Origin of the sequence: Elioraea sp., assembly GCF_051860475.1 — a bacterium.
Taxonomy (GTDB): Bacteria; Pseudomonadota; Alphaproteobacteria; order Acetobacterales; family Acetobacteraceae; genus Elioraea.
On record NZ_JBHYDW010000083.1, the window covers coordinates 1 to 19,734 of the forward strand.

19 protein-coding genes and 1 pseudogene are annotated in these 19,734 nt (G+C 71.0%); 13 read left to right on the forward strand and 7 right to left on the reverse strand.

Features of this window, described 5'->3' with window-relative positions; all coding sequences use genetic code 11:
• Window positions 1–200: 200 nt before the first annotated feature.
• Genes ACTIFU_RS14610 through ACTIFU_RS14620 form a run of 3 tightly spaced genes read right to left on the reverse strand, consistent with a single transcriptional unit; the run spans window position 201 to window position 3,077 of the window.
• Window positions 201–1,067, reverse strand: coding sequence for a carbohydrate ABC transporter permease (locus tag ACTIFU_RS14610; RefSeq protein ID WP_439579050.1), 867 nt, complete (start codon window positions 1,065–1,067; stop codon window positions 201–203).
• Window positions 1,068–2,372 carry an ABC transporter substrate-binding protein gene (locus ACTIFU_RS14615; protein WP_439579051.1) on the reverse strand — a complete coding sequence of 435 codons (1,305 nt, stop codon included), beginning with the start codon at window positions 2,370–2,372 and terminating at the stop codon, window positions 1,068–1,070.
• 30 nt (window positions 2,373–2,402) lie between these two features.
• A complete protein-coding gene (locus tag ACTIFU_RS14620) occupies window positions 2,403–3,077 on the reverse strand; it encodes a FadR/GntR family transcriptional regulator (protein ID WP_439579052.1) in 675 nt (224 codons plus the stop codon).
• Between the two features lie 164 nt (window positions 3,078–3,241).
• On the opposite strand from ACTIFU_RS14620, the gene ACTIFU_RS14625 reads away from it, so the two are divergent.
• From ACTIFU_RS14625 to ppdK, 6 genes are all read left to right on the forward strand, one after another.
• Entirely contained in the window at window positions 3,242–4,117 is an 876-nt protein-coding gene (locus tag ACTIFU_RS14625) for a TauD/TfdA dioxygenase family protein (RefSeq protein ID WP_439579053.1), read from the forward strand.
• Window positions 4,118–4,255: 138 nt separating this feature from the next.
• On the forward strand, window positions 4,256–5,161 hold the full coding sequence (locus ACTIFU_RS14630) for a glycine--tRNA ligase subunit alpha (protein WP_439579054.1): 906 nt from the start codon (window positions 4,256–4,258) through the stop codon (window positions 5,159–5,161).
• Window positions 5,162–5,176: 15 nt separating this feature from the next.
• The gene (locus ACTIFU_RS14635) at window positions 5,177–5,446 is read left to right on the forward strand and encodes a type II toxin-antitoxin system VapB family antitoxin (protein ID WP_439579055.1); all 270 of its coding nucleotides are present in this window, start codon (window positions 5,177–5,179) and stop codon (window positions 5,444–5,446) included.
• Complete coding sequence (locus ACTIFU_RS14640; RefSeq protein WP_439579056.1) at window positions 5,443–5,832, forward strand: type II toxin-antitoxin system VapC family toxin; 390 nt, start codon at window positions 5,443–5,445, stop codon at window positions 5,830–5,832. Before ACTIFU_RS14635 ends, ACTIFU_RS14640 begins: the two co-directional genes overlap by 4 nt.
• Window positions 5,832–7,994, forward strand: coding sequence for a glycine--tRNA ligase subunit beta (gene glyS / locus ACTIFU_RS14645; RefSeq protein ID WP_439579057.1), 2,163 nt, complete (start codon window positions 5,832–5,834; stop codon window positions 7,992–7,994). Before ACTIFU_RS14640 ends, glyS begins: the two co-directional genes overlap by 1 nt.
• Window positions 7,995–7,999: 5 nt before the next feature.
• Complete coding sequence (ppdK, locus tag ACTIFU_RS14650; protein ID WP_439579058.1) at window positions 8,000–10,687, forward strand: pyruvate, phosphate dikinase; 2,688 nt, start codon at window positions 8,000–8,002, stop codon at window positions 10,685–10,687.
• 3 nt (window positions 10,688–10,690) lie between these two features.
• On the opposite strand, the gene ACTIFU_RS14655 is transcribed toward ppdK, so the two are convergent.
• The 4 genes from ACTIFU_RS14655 to ygfZ form a co-directional block, all read right to left on the reverse strand.
• A complete protein-coding gene (locus tag ACTIFU_RS14655; RefSeq protein WP_439579059.1) occupies window positions 10,691–11,119 on the reverse strand; it encodes a globin family protein in 429 nt (142 codons plus the stop codon).
• 68 nt (window positions 11,120–11,187) lie between these two features.
• Complete coding sequence (locus ACTIFU_RS14660; RefSeq protein WP_439579060.1) at window positions 11,188–11,637, reverse strand: globin domain-containing protein; 450 nt, start codon at window positions 11,635–11,637, stop codon at window positions 11,188–11,190.
• Window positions 11,638–11,688: 51 nt separating this feature from the next.
• Window positions 11,689–12,159, reverse strand: a complete 471-nt coding sequence (locus ACTIFU_RS14665; RefSeq protein ID WP_439579061.1) for a methyltransferase family protein — start codon at window positions 12,157–12,159, stop codon at window positions 11,689–11,691.
• Window positions 12,156–12,977 (reverse strand): CAF17-like 4Fe-4S cluster assembly/insertion protein YgfZ, encoded by an 822-nt coding sequence (gene ygfZ / locus ACTIFU_RS14670; protein WP_439579062.1) that lies wholly within the window; start codon window positions 12,975–12,977, stop codon window positions 12,156–12,158. Before ygfZ ends, ACTIFU_RS14665 begins: the two co-directional genes overlap by 4 nt.
• Window positions 12,978–13,044: 67 nt before the next feature.
• Between ygfZ and ACTIFU_RS14675 the strand changes: the two genes are divergently transcribed.
• The 7 genes and pseudogenes from ACTIFU_RS14675 to ACTIFU_RS14705 form a co-directional block, all read left to right on the forward strand.
• On the forward strand, window positions 13,045–13,209 hold the full coding sequence (locus ACTIFU_RS14675) for a hypothetical protein (RefSeq protein ID WP_439579063.1): 165 nt from the start codon (window positions 13,045–13,047) through the stop codon (window positions 13,207–13,209).
• Window positions 13,206–13,988, forward strand: coding sequence for a glycosyltransferase family 2 protein (locus ACTIFU_RS14680; protein WP_439579064.1), 783 nt, complete (start codon window positions 13,206–13,208; stop codon window positions 13,986–13,988). The genes ACTIFU_RS14675 and ACTIFU_RS14680 overlap by 4 nt, the downstream gene beginning before the upstream one ends.
• Window positions 13,989–14,005: 17 nt before the next feature.
• Window positions 14,006–15,013: a glycosyltransferase gene (locus ACTIFU_RS14685; protein WP_439579068.1), complete on the forward strand. Its 1,008-nt coding sequence runs from the start codon at window positions 14,006–14,008 to the stop codon at window positions 15,011–15,013.
• The gene (gene asnB / locus ACTIFU_RS14690) at window positions 15,013–16,779 is read left to right on the forward strand and encodes an asparagine synthase (glutamine-hydrolyzing) (protein WP_439579065.1); all 1,767 of its coding nucleotides are present in this window, start codon (window positions 15,013–15,015) and stop codon (window positions 16,777–16,779) included. Before ACTIFU_RS14685 ends, asnB begins: the two co-directional genes overlap by 1 nt.
• 15 nt (window positions 16,780–16,794) lie before the next feature.
• Window positions 16,795–17,862 (forward strand): isocitrate/isopropylmalate dehydrogenase family protein, encoded by a 1,068-nt coding sequence (locus ACTIFU_RS14695; RefSeq protein WP_439579066.1) that lies wholly within the window; start codon window positions 16,795–16,797, stop codon window positions 17,860–17,862.
• A gap of 15 nt (window positions 17,863–17,877) precedes the next feature.
• A complete protein-coding gene (locus ACTIFU_RS14700) occupies window positions 17,878–19,227 on the forward strand; it encodes a dihydroorotase (protein WP_439579067.1) in 1,350 nt (449 codons plus the stop codon).
• Window positions 19,228–19,364: 137 nt separating this feature from the next.
• Window positions 19,365–19,499 (forward strand): annotated as a pseudogene (locus tag ACTIFU_RS14705) (transposase); the annotation flags it as partial.
• Between the last annotated feature and the right edge of the window lie 235 nt (window positions 19,500–19,734).

Genomic DNA, 19,734 nt, shown 5'->3' on the forward strand with positions numbered 1-19,734 from the left:
GATGATCCGGTCGGTCGGCTTCAGCGACGAGGAGAGCCCCCAGACCACCGGGAACAGCGCGAACACCGCGATCAGCAGGTTCACGGCGCCGCGGCTCACGCGGCGGAGCTGGATGCGCGCGTGCATGCCGGGCTCTGCCCGTTCCCTCGGCGCCGGGCGGGTCAGCGGATGGCCTCCGGCCCTGGCCTCGCTGCCCGACATCAGACCCGCCCCGCGCGGCGGAACAGCATCAGCAGCACCGTCACCAGCGCCATGTTGGCCAGGAACACCAGGATCGCGAGCGCATTGGCCTGGCCGAGCAGATGATCGGCGAAGCCGAGCCGGAACACCTTCAGCACCACCACCTCCGTCGCGTTGCCCGGTCCGCCGCCCGTCAGGATCAGCGGGAAGGTCAGGATGTTCACGAAATGCACCAGCAGCCGGACCAGCGTGATCAGGATCGCGATGCGCATCAAGGGCAGGGTGATGCGCCGGAAGCGCTGCCAGGCGGTCGCGCCGTCCACGCGCGCCGCGAGGTGCAGCTCGGGCGGGATCGCCTTCAGCCCGGCGAGCAGCATGATCATCGCGAAGGCGGCATCGCGCCACATCGCGTTGAACACCAGCGCGGCCATCGCAAGCTTCGGATCACCGAGGATCGAGACGTTGCCGAGACCAAACGGACCCAGCACCAGCGGCGCGATCCCGCCTTCCTGGCTGAACAGCCAGCGCAGCAGCATCGAGCCGACCAGCATCGCGATCACATAGGGCACCAGTACGACGGCGCGCATCACGGTGATGAAGCGGCCGTCGCGCTCGAGCCAGACCGCCAGCGCAAAGCCCAGCACGAAGGTCAGCACGAGCGCGAAGAAGGCGAACGCCGCGGTGACCCAGAGTGCGTTGATCACCTCGGGCGCGCCGAGCACGCGCCAGTAGTTGTCGAGCCCGGTGAAGCGACGGATCTGGAAGAAGCGGACGTTGTGCAGGCTGTACCAGAGCCCGACCAGCAGCGGGCCGAGCACCAGCACCAGCTCGACCGCGAAGGCCGGCGCGAGCAGCCGGTAGGGAACGAGCCGCTCGGCGCGGCGCACCTATTGGCGGTCCTGCGTCGCCCGCTCGGCGATCCTGAGCGCCTCGATCGCGCTGCGCTGACCCAGCACCACCTGCTGCGTCGCGAGGTTGAAGTCCGCGAGCGTGCGCGACCAGGCGCAGGTGCTGGGCATGGAGAAGCCCGCAGCGGCCAGGAACTCCGCCACCTGGCGCAGATGCGCGTATTCGGGCCGCGCCATCTCCGGCCGCTGCGCGACCGAGTGCAGCATCGGCACCTGCTGGCCGGGGAGGTTCCAGCGCGCCATCGCCTCGGCGTTGGTCATGTGGTCGACGAAACGGATCGCCTCCTGCACGCGCGGCGAGCCGCGCCAGGCGCACGCGAACCAGCCGCCGATCACCTGCGGCCCCATCTGCTGGCTGGTCCAGCCGGGGGTCGGGGCGAGGGCGAGGTCGTCCTTGTTCCAGCCCGCCGCGGTACGCTGGATCTGCTCGAAGCGGGAGTTGGCGATGATCTGCATCGCATAGCGGCCGGCCGCGAACTGGTCGATCGCATCATCGGAGGTGGTGGCGACCGCCTCGCGCGGGGTGACGCGGTGGCGCAGGATCAGGTCGGCCTGCCACTGCACCGCGCGGGCCGCCTCCGGTGTCGCGATCCGCGCCCGGCAGCCCTCGCCGAACAGCCCGCCCTGGGCGCCGAGGGTCGCGAGCACCGCGGGGGTGAACGAGAAGCGCTCGGTCGCGAGGCCGAGGCCGATGCCCCATACATTGGGCTGGCCGTCGCCGGTGGTGTCGCGTGTCGTCGCCTTGGCGGCCTCCAGCACGCCGTCCCAGGTCCGGAGCTGGTCCATGGTCACGCCGGCGGCGTTCATGAGGTCGCGGCGGACCATCAGCACGGAACTGGTCGCCATGATCGGCACCGCGTGCAGCTTGCCGTTGATGGTCGCGGCGCGGAACGCGGCCGGCAGGATCTGGTCCTCGCGCCGCGCGGCCGGCCAGCCATCGACCATGGGCTTGAGATCGGCGGCCGCGTTGGAGTCGGCGAGCAGCGCGAGGTTCTGATCGTTCACCCACGCGATGTCCGGTGCGTTGCGCGCGTTCGCGGCGAGCACGAACCGTTCGGCCATGGTGGTCCAGACCTGGGGCTCCACCCGGACGCGGAGCGAAGGGTTCGCCGCCTCGAAGGTCTCGATGATCTGCTTCAGCGCTGTCTCGCGCCCGCCTGGTCGGTTCGGGTCGAGAAACGTCCACATCGTGATGGTGGTGGGCGCCTGTGCCCGCACGAGCGCGGGTGCGGCGAGCACGGAGCCGGCGGCCAGCACGCCGCGGCGCGAGATCCTGGTGGTCATTGTCGTGTCCTCCCCATGAGCCTGCCGGGTCTACTCGCCCGGGTCGAAGTATCGCCGTCCGACCCGGTGGAAATGCGCCTCCATCAGCGCGCGCGCCGCCGCGCCGTCGCGCGCGGCCAGCGCCTCCATGAGCTGGGCGCGGAACACCAGGCCCGCGCGCCAGCTTTCCGGGTCCTCGACCTTGCGGCGCAGCAGGTCCCACATCGCGCCCTGCCGCGCCCGCCACAACTCGCGCACCAGGCGCGAGAAGATCTGGTTGTGCGCGGCGTCCACCAGCGCCGTGTGGAACACGAGGTGCTCGGGTGAAGGGTTCTCCCCGCGTACGACCATCGCGGTCATCCGGTCGAGGCTGGCCTGAAGCGAGGCCCGCTCGGACGCGGTGGCGCGCGTGGCGGCGAGTTCCGCGGCGGCGCATTCCAGGGCGCGGCGTGCCTCGAACTGCTCGAGCGTGCCGGGGCCGAGATCGCGTCCGGTGGTCAGCGGGAACACCGGTGCGGCGCCGAGATCCGCGCGCACATAGGTGCCGTCGCCCATGCGGGTCTCGATCAGTCCGGCGGTTTCCAGGGCGATCAGCGCCTCGCGCAGCGAGGGCCGGCTGACGCCGATCTGCTCGGCCAGTTCCCGCTCGCCCGGCAGGCGCTGCCCGCCGGCGAAGGTTCCTTCCCGGATCAACCCCTCGATCCGCTCGGCGATCTGCTCATACATGCGCCGAGGGCGGATCAGGCGCAGTGGGGGCAATTCCTGATTCGGACGGGCGGCCATCAGCCGAGGCTAGGGTCGACCGGCCTGTCCCGTCAACCGGTCTGACCAATTCGCTTGACGTGAGACAGTCCCGTGCCTAGCGTGCGCCGACAGCGAGGGAGACAGCCATGCTCGATCACGTCGGCACCGCGATCCGCATCCGCCCCAGCGGCGCCGCCCTTGGCGCCGACATCGAGGGCATCGACCTCACCCGCCTGTCGGACGAGGAGTTCGCGGTGCTGCGTCAGGCGTGGCTCGACCACCTGGTGGTGCGCATCCGCGGCCAGCAGATCGACGACGCGGCGCATGTCGCGCTCGGCCGCCGGTTCGGCGACCTCGACTACAACCCGGGCACCCGGCTGACCGGCAAGATCTATGTCGAGGGCTTCCCGGAGATCGTGCGGATCTCGAACATCGTCGAGAACGGCAAGCCGATCGGCGAGCTCGGTGCGGGCGAGGCTGACTGGCACAGCGACATGTGCTTCATCGCCACCCCGCCCTCGGCGAGCCTGTTGCGCTCGATCGAGATCCCGGAGGAGGGCGGCGACACCAGCTTCATGAACATGGAGGCCGCCTACGACGCCCTGCCCGAGACGCTGAAGCAGGCGGTCGCCGGGCGCAGCATCAAGCACGATGCGGTCTACTCCTCGCGCGGCAAGCAGCGTGCGGGGACCGTGGCGCCCGAGAGCGGCGACATCCGCGATCTCGCCGGCGCGGTGCATCCGATCGTGCGCACCCACCCGGTCACGGGGCGCCGGTCGCTCTATCTCGGCAAGCGCTTCAACGCCTATGTGATGGGGATGGAGCTCGCTGAGAGCGAACGGCTGCTCGACGCGCTCTGGGCCCATGTGCTGGGCGGAAACTTCGTCTGGACGCATCACTGGCGGCTCGGCGACATGCTGATCTGGGACAATCGCTGCACCATGCACCAGCGTGGCTCGTTCGATCCGAACGCGCGCCGCCTGCTGCACCGGGTGGTCGTGAAGGGCGAGACGCCGGCCTGACGCAGCCCGGGTCGCCCCGATAGCGGGCCGCGGCGCCTGCCCGCGGCCGCGGGCGCTCGTTCCGCCCGGCGCGTGAGTGTTGCCGCTGGGACGCCCCATCTATAAGGTGCGCGCCCTCTCGGCTCACGAGACGCGCCCATGGATGTCCGCCCGCCCCCGCGCAGCTTCCAGGAAGTGATCCTGCGCCTGAACGCCTTCTGGGCGGCGCAGGGCTGCGTGATCCTGCAACCGTATGACATGGAGATGGGCGCCGGAACGTTCCACCCGGCGACAACGCTGCGCGCGCTGGGCCCGCGTCCCTGGAACGCGGCCTATGTGCAGCCCTGCCGCCGCCCGTCGGACGGCCGCTACGGCGAGAACCCGAACCGCTTGCAGCACTACTATCAGTACCAGGTGATCCTGAAGCCCTCGCCGGCCGACCCGCAGGGGATGCTGCTCGCCTGCTACCGCGATCTCGGCCTCGATCCGCGCCTGCACGATTTCCGCTTCGTCGAGGATGACTGGGAAAGCCCCACGCTCGGCGCCTGGGGGCTCGGCTGGGAGGTCTGGTGCGACGGCATGGAGATCACCCAGTTCACCTATTTCCAGCAGGTCGGCGGCATCGCCTGCGAGAAGCCCTCGGCCGAGCTGACGCTCGGGCTGGAGCGGCTGGCGATGTACATCCTCGGCGTGGAGAACGTGTACGACCTGCCGTTCAACGACCCCGACAGCCCCGCGCATCTCAGCTACGGCGAGGTGTTCCTGCGCGCCGAGCGTGAGTTCAGCGCGCACAATTTCGAGCACGCGGATACGAAGGCGCTGCTGCGCCACTTCGAGGACGCGGAGAGGGAGTGCAAGGCGCTGCTGGGGCAGGGGCTCGCCCTGCCGGCCTATGACCAGTGCATCAAGGCCTCGCACCGCTTCAACCTGCTGGATGCGCGCGGGGTGATCAGCGTCGCCGAGCGGGCCGCCTATATCGGCCGGGTGCGCGCGCTGGCGAAGGCGTGCTGCGAGGCCTGGCTCGCCGCCGAGACCGCGCCGCTCGTGTCTACCAATCTGGCGTGATAATCTACCATCGCCATGGGACACCAGCTCAACATCAAGTCCGACGAGGCCTACCGGCTGGCCTCCGAACTCGCCGCGCTGAAGGGTGAGAGCCTGACGGAGGCGGTGACCGCGAGCCTGCGCGAGCGGCTGGAGCGCGAGCGGCGCGTGGGGGATCAGGAAGAGCGGGCGCAGGACGTGATGCGGCTCGCAGCCGAGCTGCAGGCCCATGTCGAGGGTCCGCTCCTGACCAACGAGGAGCTCGACACGTTGCTCTACGACCCCAGGACGGGGCTGCCGCGGTGATCGTCGACACTTCGGCCCTTGTGGCGATCCTGCGTCGCGAGCCCGAGGCGTTCGCGTTCAGCCGCGCGATCGCGTCCGCTGAGGCGCCGCGGATGACCGCGGCGAACTGGCTGGAAGCGGCGATGGTCAGCGAGGGCCGTGGCGATGCCATCGCCGATGAACGGCTGGACGACATCATCGCTCGCCTCCGCGTGGAGATCGTGCCGGTGACTGCCGAGCTTGCGCGGCGGGCGCGTGCGGCGTGGCGGGTCTACGGCAAGGGCCGGCATCCTGCCGCGCTGAACTTCGGGGACTCGATGTCCTATGCGCTCGCCAAGGAGCGCGACGAGCCGCTGCTGTTCAAGGGCGAGGATTTGGCCCGCACCGACGTGAAGCAGGCACTCTGATGCCCGAACTGCTGCTGGAGCTGTTCTCCGAGGAGATTCCGGCGCGGATGCAGGCGCGCGCGGCGGAGGATCTGGCGCGGCTCGTTTCGGCGGCGCTGGCGCCGCTCGCGCCCGAGGATGTGCGCACGTTCCATGGCCCACGGCGGCTGGCGCTGGTGGCGCAGGTTGCCGCCGGCACGCCGGAGATGCGCAGCACCGAGCGCGGCCCGCGCGCCGGCGCGCCGGAACAGGCGCTCGCCGGGTTCCTGAGGAAGCACGGCGCGAGCCGCGATGCCGTGCGCGAGGAGGGCGGGTATCTGGTGCTCGACCGGGTCGTTCCGGCGGTCGATGCCGCGACCGTCATCGCGCGCGAGCTGCCCGGCGTGCTGCGCCGCTTTCCCTGGCCGAGATCGATGCGCTGGGGCGGCACCTCCGGCTTCGCCTGGGTGCGGCCGCTGCGGCGCATCCTCTGCGTGCTCGACGGCAAGCCAGTGCCGTTCGATCTGCGCGAGGGCGAGGATGACGGCCACGGGCTCGTCGCGGGGAACGAAACGGAGGGGCATCGGTTCATGGCCCCGGGCGCCTTCGCGGTCGCCGGGTTTGCCGACTATCGCGCCGAGCTCGCCGCGCGCCACGTCATCCTCGACGCCGAGGAGCGCATCGCGCTGATCCGCCGCGACGCCGCGCGGCTCGCCGAGGCGGAGGGGCTGTCGGTGGTCGAGGACGCCGGGCTGATCGCCGAGATCGCCGGGCTGACCGAATGGCCGGTCGGGCTCATGGGGCGGATCGACGCTGGCTTCATGGACCTGCCGCCGGAAGTGCTGCGCACCTCGATGCGGGTGAACCAGCGCTACATTGCGCTGCGCCATCCGGACGGCACGGCGGCATCGCGCTTCGTCGTGTTCGCCAACGTGGTGCCGGCCGATGGCGGCGCGGCGATCGTCGCCGGCAACGAGCGTGTGCTCCGCGCGCGGCTCGCGGATGCGCGCTTCTTCTGGGACCAGGACCGCAAGCGGCCGCTGGAGGCGTATCTGCCGAAGCTCGCCGAGGTGACATTCCATGCCAAGCTGGGCACGCAGCGCGACCGGGTCGATCGCCTGATGCGGCTCGCTGGCGAGATCGCGCCGCTGGTCGGCGCCGACCGCACGCTCGCCGAGCGCGCTGCGCTGCTGTGCAAGGCCGATCTCGTCACCGGCATGGTCGGCGAGTTCCCCGAACTGCAAGGCGTGATGGGCCGCTACTACGCGCTCGCGGAAGGAGAGGACGGGTCGGTCGCGAACGCGATCCGCGACCACTACGCCCCGCGTGGGGCGGAGGACGATGTGCCGGCCGAGCCGGTGGCGATCGCGCTAGCCTTGGCGGACGGTATCTATACGCTGTCAGGTTTCTTCTTTGTGGGTGAAAAACCGACCGGCTCTGGCGATCCATTTGCTCTTCGGCGTGCAGCACTTGGGATCGTTCGGTTGGTCCGTGAGAACGGAGTACGTGTAGACCTCATGACGGCCTCTGAGTTCGCGTTTCGTCTAGCTGGGACTGACGCTGGCCGCGTGAAGGCACAGTACGCGTTCAGCCTTCTGGAAAAGGCAGAGGCGGCTGGCATTGGGGAGGTCCAAAGTGCGGCTGGACCGATCAACGTTATTCGCTGGCGCGAGTTGGCATCTGACCTGCTCGACTTCCTCGCCGAGCGCCTCCGCGTCCAGCTCCGCGCCGAGGGCAAGCGCCACGACATCGTCGCCGCCGTGCTCGCGCGCGGGGCCGACGGCGATCTCCTCCGCGTGCTCGCGCGTGCCGAGGCGATCGAGGCGCTGCTCGGCACCGAGGACGGCGCCAATCTGCGCACCGCCTACGCCCGCGCCGCCAACATCCTGCGCATCGAGGAGAGGAAGGACGGCCGCGCCTACGACGCCGCCCCCGATCCCGCACGCTATCGCGAGCCGCAGGAACAGGCGCTCGCCGCGGCGCTCGACGTCGCCGAACCCGCGATCGACGCGCACCTGGCCGCGGAGGGCTTCGTCGCCGCGATGACCGATCTCGCGGCCCTCCGCCCCGCGCTCGACGCGTTCTTCGATCACGTCACCGTCAACGCGCCGGAACCGGCGCTGCGCGAGAACCGTTTGGGTCTCCTGGCCCGCGTACGCCGCGCCATGGACCGGATCGCCGACTTCTCGAAGCTCGAAGGATGAACACGATGGATGCCGTCGCCGACACCAAGTGGGTCTATGCCTTCGGGGCGGGGCGCAACGAGGGCCGCGCCGAACTGCGCAACCTGCTCGGCGGCAAGGGCGCGAACCTCGCCGAGATGGCCTCGATCGGCCTGCCCGTCCCACCCGGCTTCACCATCACCACCGAGGTCTGCACCGCGTTCTACGCCAACGACCGCCGCTATCCGGACGGGCTCGAGCAGCAGGTGAAGGACGCGCTCGCCGCGGTCGAGCGGGCGGTCGGGCTGAGGTTCGGCGATCCCAAGGCACCGCTGCTGGTCTCGGTGCGCTCGGGTGCCCGCGTCTCCATGCCCGGAATGATGGACACGGTGCTCAATCTCGGCCTGAACGACGCGACCGTGCAGGGGCTGGCCGACGCCTCGGGCGACCCGCGCTTCGCCTGGGACTCCTACCGACGCTTCATCCAGATGTTCGGCGGCGTGGTGCTCGGCGTGGATCACCATCGCTTCGAGGACATCATCGAGGAGGTGAAGCACGAGAGGTTCGTCACCGAGGACACGGCACTGACCGCCGCGGACTGGCAGCGCGTCGTCACCGGCTACATGGCGATGGTGGAGCAGGCGACCGGCAAGCGCTTCCCGCAGGACCCGATGGATCAGCTCTGGGCCGCGATTGGTGCGGTGTTCGGCTCGTGGATGAACCAGCGCGCGATGACCTATCGCCGCCTGCATGACATCCCCCCCGACTGGGGCACGGCGGTCAACGTGCAGGCGATGGTGTTCGGCAACATGGGCGACGATTGCGCCACCGGCGTCTGCTTCACCCGCGACCCGTCGACCGGCGTGAACGAGCTGTACGGCGAGTTCCTCGTCAACGCACAGGGCGAGGACGTGGTCGCCGGGATCCGCACCCCGCAGCCGCTCTCGCGCTCCGCCGCCAAGCCCGGCGAGGTCTCGATGGAGGAGGTACTGCCGGAGGTCTATGCCGAGCTCCAGCGCGTGCGCGGAACGCTCGAGCGGCACTATCGCGACATGCAGGACATCGAGTTCACCGTGCAGCAGAAGCGGCTCTACATGCTGCAGACGCGCAACGGCAAGCGCACGGCCGCGGCCGGGCTGAAGATCGCGGTCGACATGGCGAATGAGGGGTTGATCACGAAGCAGGAGGCGATCCAGCGCGTCAGCCCCGGCGGGCTCGATCAGCTGCTGCACCCGATGCTCGATCCGAAGGCGAAGCGGACGCTGCTTGGCAAGGGCCTGCCCGCCTCGCCGGGTGCCGCCAGCGGCATCGCGGTGTTCACCGCCGACGCGGCCGAGGCACGCGCGCAGAAGGGCGAGAGCGTGATCCTGGTGCGGACCGAGACCAGTCCGGAGGACATCCACGGGATGCACGCCGCCAAGGGCATCCTGACAACGCGCGGCGGCATGACCAGCCACGCCGCGGTGGTCGCGCGGGGTATGGGCCGGCCCTGCGTCGCCGGCGCCGGCGGGATCGCCGTTGATGACGCCGCGCAGACCGTCTCCTCCGGCGGCCAGATCATCCGCGCGGGCGAGACGCTCACGCTCGACGGCTCGACAGGCGAGGTGTTCGTCGGCAGCGTGGCGATGATCGAGCCGCAGCTCTCGGGTGACTTCGCCACGCTGATGGAGTGGGCCGACGCGGTGCGCACGCTGAAGGTGCGGACCAATGCCGAGACGCCGGCGGAGGCCGAGACCGCGCGGCGCTTCGGCGCGGAGGGGATCGGGCTGTGCCGCACCGAGCACATGTTCTTCGACCCCGAGCGCATCCTCGCGGTGCGCGAGATGATCATGGCCGGCGACAAGCAGGGGCGCGAGCGTGCGATCGCCCGGCTGCTGCCGCACCAGCGCAAGGATTTCGTCACCCTGTTCCGGATCATGGCGGGGCTGCCGGTGACGATCCGCCTGCTCGACCCGCCGCTGCACGAGTTCATCCCGCATGGCGAGCAGGAACTCGCCGAGGTCGCCGTGGCGATCGGCGCGGATATCGAGGCGATGAAGCGACGCGTGCTCGATCTGTCCGAGGCGAACCCGATGCTCGGCCACCGCGGCTGCCGGCTCGGCATCTCCTATCCCGAGATCTACGAGATGCAGGCGCGCGCGATCTTCGAGGCGGCGCTCGAGGTGGCGGCGGAGACGGGGGCCGCGCCGATCCCCGAGATCATGATCCCACTGGTGGGGCTCCGGAAGGAGCTCGAGATCACGCGCGCGATGGTCGAGGACACGGCGAAGGCGGTGTTCGCGGAGAAGGGTGCGACGGTCGAGTACCTGGTCGGCACGATGATCGAGCTCCCGCGCGCCGCGCTGACCGCCGACCGCATCGCCGAGGTCGCCGACTTCTTCAGCTTCGGCACCAACGACCTGACCCAGACCGTGTTCGGGCTGTCGCGTGACGACGCGGGCAAGTTCCTGCCGCTCTATGTCGAGAAGGGGATCATGCCGAAGGACCCGTTCGTCAGCCTCGACATCGAGGGCGTGGGCGAGATGGTGAAGATCGCGGCCGGGAAGGGCCGTGCGACCAAGCCCAAGCTGAAGCTCGGGATCTGCGGCGAGCACGGCGGGGATCCATCCTCGATCGCATTCTGCCAGCAGGTCGGGCTGGACTACGTGTCGTGCTCGCCCTACCGGGTGCCGGTGGCGCGGCTTGCTGCCGCCCAGGCCGCGCTCGGCGCCGGCGCGGTCGATCGGACAGCGTAGCCGTCAGGCGGCTCTCGCGAGCCCCGTCGCTCCGACCCGCATCGCGCCGGCCACCGCGCCATAGGCGGCAGCCCAGGCCTCCTCGGCCTCCTCCGTGAACGCATCGCCGAGCCCCTGGCGCAGCGTCCAGAGCAGCGCTGCACCGACCGTCGCGTACTGCGCCGTCGTCACCCCGTAGCCCGCGTGCTTCGCGCCGAGCGTGGCGAGCGTCGGCATGATCCGCTCCATGCCGCGCAAGCTGCCGACCACGATGCCGATCGCGGCCATCAGCTTGCGGCCCTGCTCGGCCATGTCGGTGTTGCGGAACAGCGGGGCGGCAGTCGGGTCGGTCTCGAACAGCCGCGCGTAGAACAGCGCCGCGGCCTGCTCGGCGATCGGCGCGACCTGACGGAAGGTGGACTGCACGAGGTCGATCTGGCGGTCGGTGAGCATGGCGGCCTCCTTGGTTCGGCCGCGCGCGGCGACCCGGCACCATGCAGCCTGAAGGCGGCGAATTGCCGTTACGTGTCGCGCAGGGTTTCCAATGTTGCAGGCGTGCCCGGCACGGCCCCGGCCTGCATGATCGCCGCGACCTCCGTATAGGCCGCGTCCCAGGCGGCTTCGGTCTCGACGTCGAAGGTATCGCCGAGTGTGGCCCGCAGGGCCGCGAGCAGGGCGGTGCGCACCGAGTCGTAGTGCGGCCCGATCACGCCGTACTCGGCGTGGCGGGCGCCGAACGATTCCAGCATCGGCCGGATCTCGTCCATGAAGCGCAGCCCGCTGACGATCGCGCCGAGAGCGGCCATCAGCTTGCGCCGCTGCAGCGTCATGAAGGTGCCGGCAAACAGCACACTGGCGGAGGGATCGATCTGGAAGAGGCGCACATAGAAGCGCCGCGCCACCTCGTCGGCGATCGGCGCGATGGACCGGAAGCTCTCTTCGACCAGCGCGATCTGGCGATCGGTGAGCATGCGGCACCCCTGGACGTGCGGCGCGAGCGTATCGCGGCTCACACGCCCCCGCTACAGCCAGCGGCGCACCCGGGCGCTGTAGTCACGGTAGGGCTGGCCGAAGCGCGCCTCGAGATATGGCTCCTCGCGCGCGATCACGCCGCGGTCCATCATCACGAGGACGGGGGCCAGCAGCAGGAGTGCCCAGGCGTTGGCGAGCGCAAGCGCGAGGCCGGCATAGGCGGCGGTGACACCGAGATACATCGGGTTGCGGCTGATCGCATACGGCCCCTTCACCACCAGCCGCCGCGCCGCGTGCCAGGTTGGGATGCCCGTGCCCGCGCGGTGGAAGAGCCACGCCGACCAGCCCGCGATGCAGAGCCCGAACACCATCAGCATGGACGCTGCGCCATGGCGCAGCCCGTCCGGCCAGGCGACAAGCGGCGCGAGCGGCACCAGCCACTCCAGCGCCAGCGCGAGCAGGAGCGCCCCGCCATAGAGCACCGGCGGATGCGCGACCACGGGGGGCGGATCGTCGCTCACGTCGGGTCGGCCTGGGGGAGCACCATCCAGCCGGGGACCTCCGGGCGCAGTGTGGCCGCCCCGCAGGCGAGCGGGTCGCCCGAGCGGATCGCCTCCAACCGCAGGACCGCGAGCGCGCGCGCCTCGCGCCCCGACCGGATCGTGCCGAGCTCGGCGCCGTCGCGCAGCACCGGCGTGCCGGGCTCGGGCAGCGGGCCGTCCACCGCCACCGGCACCAGCCGCCGCTTCACGAGCCCGCGGTACCGGGTGCGCGCGGTGAGCTCCTGGCCCATGTAACATCCCTTGGTCCAGGAGACGCCGTTCAGCTCGTCGAACCCGGCTTCGAGCAGCACGGTGCGTCCGCTCTCAAGGTCGCGCGACCCGTCGGGCAGGCCGAGGCGCAGACGGTGCAGGTCGTACTCCGCCGCGTCGGCATCGCCCGCTGCGGTGCCGGCCGGGCGCAGCACCCGCCAGCCGGCGTCGGGCAGCCGCGGATCGAGCCCGCCGGCACCCTCGGGCGCGACGTCGCCCCAGGCGGCGAGCACGTCCCAGGCCGCGCTTTCGTCGGCGATCGCGACCTGGGAGCGCAGACGGAACCGCGCCAGCTGCTGCACCAGCAACGGCGCCTGGGCGCGCTCGCAGTCCAGCAGCAGCCGTGCGCCCTCGCGGCTGATGAAGAAATCGGCGAGCCACTTGCCCTGCGGCGTCAGCAGCGCCGCCCAGACGGGGCCGCGCGCCGTGGCGGCGACATCGTTCGACACCAGGCCCTGGAGGAACGGCGCGGCATCCGCGCCGGCGACGGAGACGACACCTCGGTCGGGCAACACTGCACTCGGCATGGGTCCGACATGGGCGAGCGGGGCCCCTCGCGCAATGCCCGCCGGCCTGTGCTACACGGCGGCCGCCATGCGCATCCTGTCTGTCACCGCCACCCGGATCGGGGATGCGGCACCGCCCTCCGCCCTGCCCGACCACCTGATGCGCACCCTTCCGGGCGCGCGCAACGCCGTTGCCTGCGGGCTGGCGGCCACTCGCCTGCTCGCGCCCCTCGCCCCGGTCGCGGCGCGGTGAGCGGACCGCGCCTGTCCGCGCTGGTGGTCGCGCGCGACGAGGAGGCACGGCTGCCGGACTGCCTCGCCACGCTCCGTTTCGCCGACGAGCGGGTCGTCGTGCTCGACCGCACGACCGACCGTTCCGGCGAGATCGCGCGTGCGGCGGGGGCCTGCCTGGTCGAGGGTGCGTGGGAGCTGGAAGGCGAGCGACGCAATGCCGGGCTCGACGCCTGTACCGGCGACTGGGTGCTGGAGGTGGACGCCGACGAGCGCATCCCCGAGGCGCTGGCGGCCGAGATCCGCGCAGTGATCGCGGCCTCGCCTCATGGCTGGCACGAGATCCCGGTCGACAACTTCATCGGCGAGCATCTGGTGCGGCATGGCTGGGGCGGATCCTTCGGCACCTCTGCGGTACCCCGGCTCTCGCGCAAGGGCGCGAAGCGCTGGGGCATGCAGCGCGTGCATCCGTCGCTGAGCTGGAACGGCACCAAGGGGTCGCGCCTGACGCACGCGATCCAGCACTATGTCGACCGCGACATTTCCGACGTGCTGCGCCGGCTCGACCGCTACAGCTCGGCGAAGGCGGCCGATCTGCTCGCCTCGGGCGAGATCGGCACGCTCGCGGGCAACCTGCGCCGTTTCGCGAGCCGCTTCGTCAAGTGCCTGCTCGCGCGCAAGGGGTACCGCGAGGGCGGCTGGGGCGTGCTGATCGCGCTCTGCGCTGGGCTCTATCCGCTGCTCGCGCACCTGAAGGCGCGGCTCGAGCCCGAGCGGCATCGGCCCGGCAGCGGATCGTGACGCGCACGGCGATGATCATGGCAGGCGCGCATTATGGCGGGGCCGAGACGTTCTTCGTCCGGCTCTGCGCCGCGCTCGGCGCCGCCGGCGAGGAGCTGCTCGCCGTGATCCGCCGTGACGCCGATCGTGCCGCCGCCCTCCGCCGCGCAGGGCTCGCGCCGGTCGAACTCGGCTTCGGTGGTCCGCTCGATCTGCTGACGCGCCCGCGTCTGGCCCGCGCACTGCGACGGTTCGCGCCGCGCGTGGCGATGGCGTGGATGAACCGTGCGGCCCGGTTCACGCCGGCAGGGCCGTGGCTGCGCGTCGGCCGTCTCGGCGGCTACTACGATCTCCGATACTACGCAGGCTTCGACCATCTTGTCGGCAACACGCGCGGGATCGTCGAGTGGGTCGCGCGCCAGGGCTGGCCGCGCGAGCGCGTGCATCATCTGCCGAACTTCGCGCCGGATCTTTCGGGCGCGGTGCCGGCCGATCGCGCGTCGCTCGGCGTCGCGCCGGACGCGTTTCTTGTGCTGGCCATGGGGCGACTTCATCCCAGCAAGGGCTTCGACGTGCTGATCGAGGCCGCCGTCCATCTGCCTGACATGGCCGTCCTGATCGCCGGCGAGGGCGAGCAGCGCGCTGTGCTGACGGAGCTCGCACGCCGGCATGGCGTGGGCGGGCGCATCCGTTTTCTCGGCTGGCGCGACGACCAGGCGGCCCTGCTGGCCGCCTGCGACGTGTTCGTCTGCCCAAGCCGCCACGAGCCGCTCGGCAACGTGGTGCTGGAGGCATGGTCGGCTGCCCGCCCGGTGGTCGCGGCCACTTCGCCGGGTCCCTGCGAACTGATCGAGCCTGGAACGACAGGGCTGCTCGTGCCGGCCGAGGACCCGCGTGCCCTCGCCGAGGCGATCGCCACGCTGCGCGACGATGGTGGCCGAGCTCGGGCGGTCGCCGAGGCGGGGCGCGCGGCGTTCCTGCGCGATCATGCAGAGGCGCCGGTGATCGCGCGCTGGCGGGACTTCCTGACCGGCGTCGCGCGCTGATGTGCGGCATCGCGGGCATCGCGCTGAAGCACGGCGCGACGGCTTCGCCTGAGGTGCTCGCCTCGCTCGATGCGTCACTCGCGCATCGCGGGCCGGATGGCGGCGGCCAGACTGTGACCGGCGGCGCGGCGCTGGTGCATCGCCGGCTCGCGATCATCGACCTCGCCGGCGGCGACCAGCCGTTGTTCGAGCCCGGCGGTGCGGCGCTGATCGCCAATGGAGAGATCTACTCGTACCGCGAGCTGCGCCGTGACCTCCTGCCCGATGTCGCCTTCGCCACCGGCAGCGACTGCGAGCCTGCATTGCATCTCTACCGCCGCGAGGGACTCGGCTTCGCGGAGAGGCTGCGCGGCATGTGGGCGATCGCGATCCACGACCGCGCCGCGCGCCGGATCGTGCTCTCGCGCGACCCCTTCGGTATCAAGCCCCTCTATCTTGCCGAGACCGCGCAGGGCCTCGCCTTCGCCTCCGAGCCGCGTGCGCTGCTCGATGCCGGGCTGATGCCGCGGGCGGTCGATCCGCGCGCGCGCGATGAGTTGCTCGAACTCCAGTTCACCACCGGCGCGGAGACCATCTTTGCCGGCATCCGCCGGGTGCTCCCGGGCGAGACGATCGCGATCGAGGAGGGACGGATCGTCGAGCGGCGCCGCCGCGCGGCCCTGCCGGAGGGCGGACCCGAAACGATCGACGACGAGGCCGCGCTCGCCCGGCTCGACGCCGTGCTGACCGAGAGCGTGGATCTGCACCAGCGGAGCGACGTGCCCTACGGCCTGTTCCTCTCTGGCGGAATCGACAGCGCCGTGGTGCTCGCGCTGATGCGGCGGCTGAACGATCGCCCGGTGCTCGCCTTCACCGCCGGCTTCGACGATCCGTCCGCCGCGGACGAACGCGCCTCTGCCCGCGCAGCGGCGCGCGCGGCCGGCGCGGCGCACGAGGAGATCACCGTCAGCGAAACGGACTTCTGGACGCATCTTCCGGCAATCGCCGCCTGCATGGATGACCCGGCGGCCGACTACGCGATCGTGCCGACCTGGCTGCTCGCCCGCCGCGCGCGGCAGGACGTCAAGGTGGTGTTGTCGGGCGAGGGCGGCGACGAGATCTTCGGCGGGTACGGCCGCTACCGCGCGGCGATGCGGCCGTGGTGGCGCGGCGGCAAGGTGATGCGCGCGCGCGGCATCCTCGAACGGCTCGGGCTGCGCCGCGATGCGGAAGCTGCCTGGCGCGACGGCATGGAGGCGGCGGCCGCGGCGGCCACCGCGCCGGGACGGACGCGGCTGATGATCGCGCAGGCGACCGACATGGTGGACTGGCTGCCGAACGATCTGCTGACGAAACTCGACCGCTGCCTGATGGCGCACGGCGTCGAGGGTCGCACGCCCTTCCTCGACCCCGCGGTCGCAGCCGCCGCGTTCCGCCTGCCTGACGGGCTGAAGGTGCGCGGGGGCCTGGGCAAGTGGGTGCTGCGCGCCTGGCTGGAGCGGCATCTGCCCGGGTGCCGGGCCTTCGCACGCAAGCAGGGTTTCACCGTACCGGTGGGCGCCTGGATCGCCAACCAGGGCGAGCGTCTTGGCAGGCTGGTCGGGGCCGATCCCGCGGTTGCAGAGCTCTCCCCGCCGGATGCCGTCGCGGCGCTCTTCCGCCGGCCCGGCAAGCACGAGGGCTTCGCCGCCTGGACGCTGCTGTTCTACGCACTCTGGCACCGCGCGCATGTACGCGGGCTCGCGCCGTCGGGCGACGTGTTCGACACCCTCGCCGCACGTGACTGAACGAGGAGGAGGCCAGTGGACATCGTGGTGCTGCCCGGCGACGGGATCGGACCGGAGATCACCGAGGCGACGCTCACGGTGCTGCGCGCGGCGGCTGCGCGGTTCCGCCTGGGCTTGCGCTTCGAGACCCACGACGTCGGGCTCGCGACGTTGGGGACGCACGGGACGACCCTGCCAGAGGATGTGTTCGCGCGCGCCATGGCGGCCGACGGCACGATCCTTGGCCCGATCGCGAGCTACGAGTACCCGCCGCGCGAGCAGGGCGGGATCAACCTCTCGGCGGCGTTCCGCACGCGCGGTGCGCTCTACGCGAATATCCGCCCTGCGCGCTCGCGCGCGGGCCTCCCGCACTGGGGCCGCACGCCGATGGATCTCGTGATCGTGCGCGAGAACACGGAAGGGTTCTATGCCGACCGCTCGATGCATCTCGGCGCGGGCGAGTTCATGCCGACCTCCGACCTCGCGCTTTCAGTGCGCAAGATCACAGAGACGGCGTGCCTGCGCATCGCGCGCACGGCGTTCGAGCTCGCGCGCGGGCGGCGCAGGACGGTCACGGCCGTGCACAAGGCCAACGTGATGAAGGTGACCGACGGGCTGTTCCTGCGCTGCGTGCACGCGGTCGCGGAGGAGTTCCCCGACATCGCGCTCGACGACGTGATCGTTGATGCGGCCGCTGCGCTCCTGGTGCGCGATGCCGCGCGGTTCGACGTGATCGTGACGACGAACATGTTCGGCGACATCCTGTCGGATCTCGCGAGCGAATTGTCCGGCAGTCTCGGTCTCGGCGCATCGATCAACGCTGGCGACAGCACCGCGCTCGCCCAGGCGCAGCACGGCTCCGCGCCGGACATCGCGGGGAGGGGCATCGCCAACCCCTCCTCGCTGATCCTGTCATCCGCGATGCTGCTCGACTGGCTCGGCACACGGCGCGGGCAGCCGAGGCTGAACGAGGCGGCCGCCGCGATCGAGCGCGCGGTAGACGCCGTGCTGGCGGTGCCGGAGCGGCGCACGCGTGATCTCGGCGGCACGACCGGGACGATGGCGTTCGCTGCCTCGGTGGCCGAGGCGCTGGCGACGGCCTGAACGACGGAGGGAACGATGGCGGCAGCGCACTACGACCTGATCATCCGCGGCGGCGTCGCCGCGCTGCCCTGGGGCGAGGAGGCGACCGATATCGGCGTGCGGCAGGGCCGCATCGCAGCGCTCGGCGTGCCGGCTTCGGCGGAGGCTGATGAGGTAATCGATGCGCGCGGCCTGCACGTGTTGCCGGGGCTGATCGACGCGCATGTGCATCTGCGCGAGCCGGGTGCCGATCACGTCGAGACCATTGCCACGGGCACCAGGGCCGCGGCGTTGGGCGGTCTGGTCGCGGTGTTCGACATGCCCAACACGAAGCCCGCGATTGTCGACGCCGAGCGGCTCGCCTGGAAGCGCGACTTCATCCAGGGCCGCGCCTTCGTGGACATGGGGCTCTATGTCGGCGCGACCAAGTCGAATGTCGGCGCGCTCGCCGATCTGGAACTCGAACCCGGCGTGTGCGGCATCAAGGTGTTCGCCGGCTCCTCCACCGGCGACCTGCTGGTGGAGGACGACGCCGCGCTCGAAGCGGTGATGCGCAACGGATTGCGCCGCATCGCCTATCACAGCGAGGACGAGTACCGGCTCCAGGCGCGGGCGCCCCTGTTCAAGGAGGGCGATCCGCACGTCCGCCACATGGAGTGGCGCGACGTCGAGACCGCCTTCCTTGGCACGCGCCGGCTGATGGCGCTCGCGCGCAAGACCGGGCGGCGCGCGCATATCCTGCACGTCTCGACCGCGGAGGAGCTGGAGTACCTGCGCGACATCCGCGACGTCGCGACCGTCGAGGTGCTGGTGAACCACCTGACGCAATGGGCGCCAGACGTGTACGAGCGGCTCCAAGGCTTCGGCGTCATGAACCCTCCCATCCGCGACCGCCGCCACGTCGATGCATCCTGGCAGGCCGTGCGCGACGGCACGGTGGACGTGGTCGGTTCGGATCACGCGCCGCACGCGGCCGACCTGAAGCGCCTGCCCTGGCCGAAATGTCCCGCGGGGCTGACGGGCGTGCAGACGATCGTGCCGGTGATGCTCGATCACGTGAACGCAGGGCGGCTCTCGCTCGCGCGGCTGGCCGACCTGATGTGCGCCGGCCCTGCGCGCGTCTATGGCGTGGTGGGGAAGGGGCGGCTCGCTGCTGGCTACGACGCCGACTTCACGGTCGTGGACATGAAGCGGAAGCGCACCATCGCCAATGACTGGATCGTCTCGCCCTGCGGCTGGACCCCGTTCGACGGGATGGTGGTGACCGGCTGGCCGGTGATGACCGTGCTGCGCGGGCGCACGATCATGCGCGAAGACGAACTGGTCGGCGAGCCGTCGGGGCAGCTCGTGCGGTTCGGCGACACGCTGATGCGTGCGGCGGCGTAGTGGAGCGACCCCTATGGGCGAGACAGGTGCAGCAGGCTGCTGAAAAGCAGCGGCGGGGTGGCGTTGCCGTGGGCGACCTGCGCCGGCACCGGCCGACCGCGCGGCTTGGCGCGCTGGAACTGCGGCGAGAAGCCACGCCGTTCCAGCAGCGCGCCGAGCTGCAGAGCACCAATCCGCTCGAACGCTTGAACGGCGGAGACCGAAGGTCGGCCAGAGGCCGGATCAAGCGACGCACCGAGGTCATCGGCATCTTCCCCAACGAGGCCGCCATCACCCCGCCAGCAATGGCGGGGTGATCAGCCCGGCCACGCCGGCGATCGCGGCGGCTCACCGCCAGCTACACCACATGCCGGGACACGACCTTTCGCCAATCCAGCCACTTGGCGGATGCGCGGTTCGATGGTCGATTGCCGGAACATCATTCAGAAGGGACTCACCATGCCGCGCATGACCGGTGGCGATGCGATCGTCGACAGCCTGCTTCGCCACGGGATCGATACCGTGTTC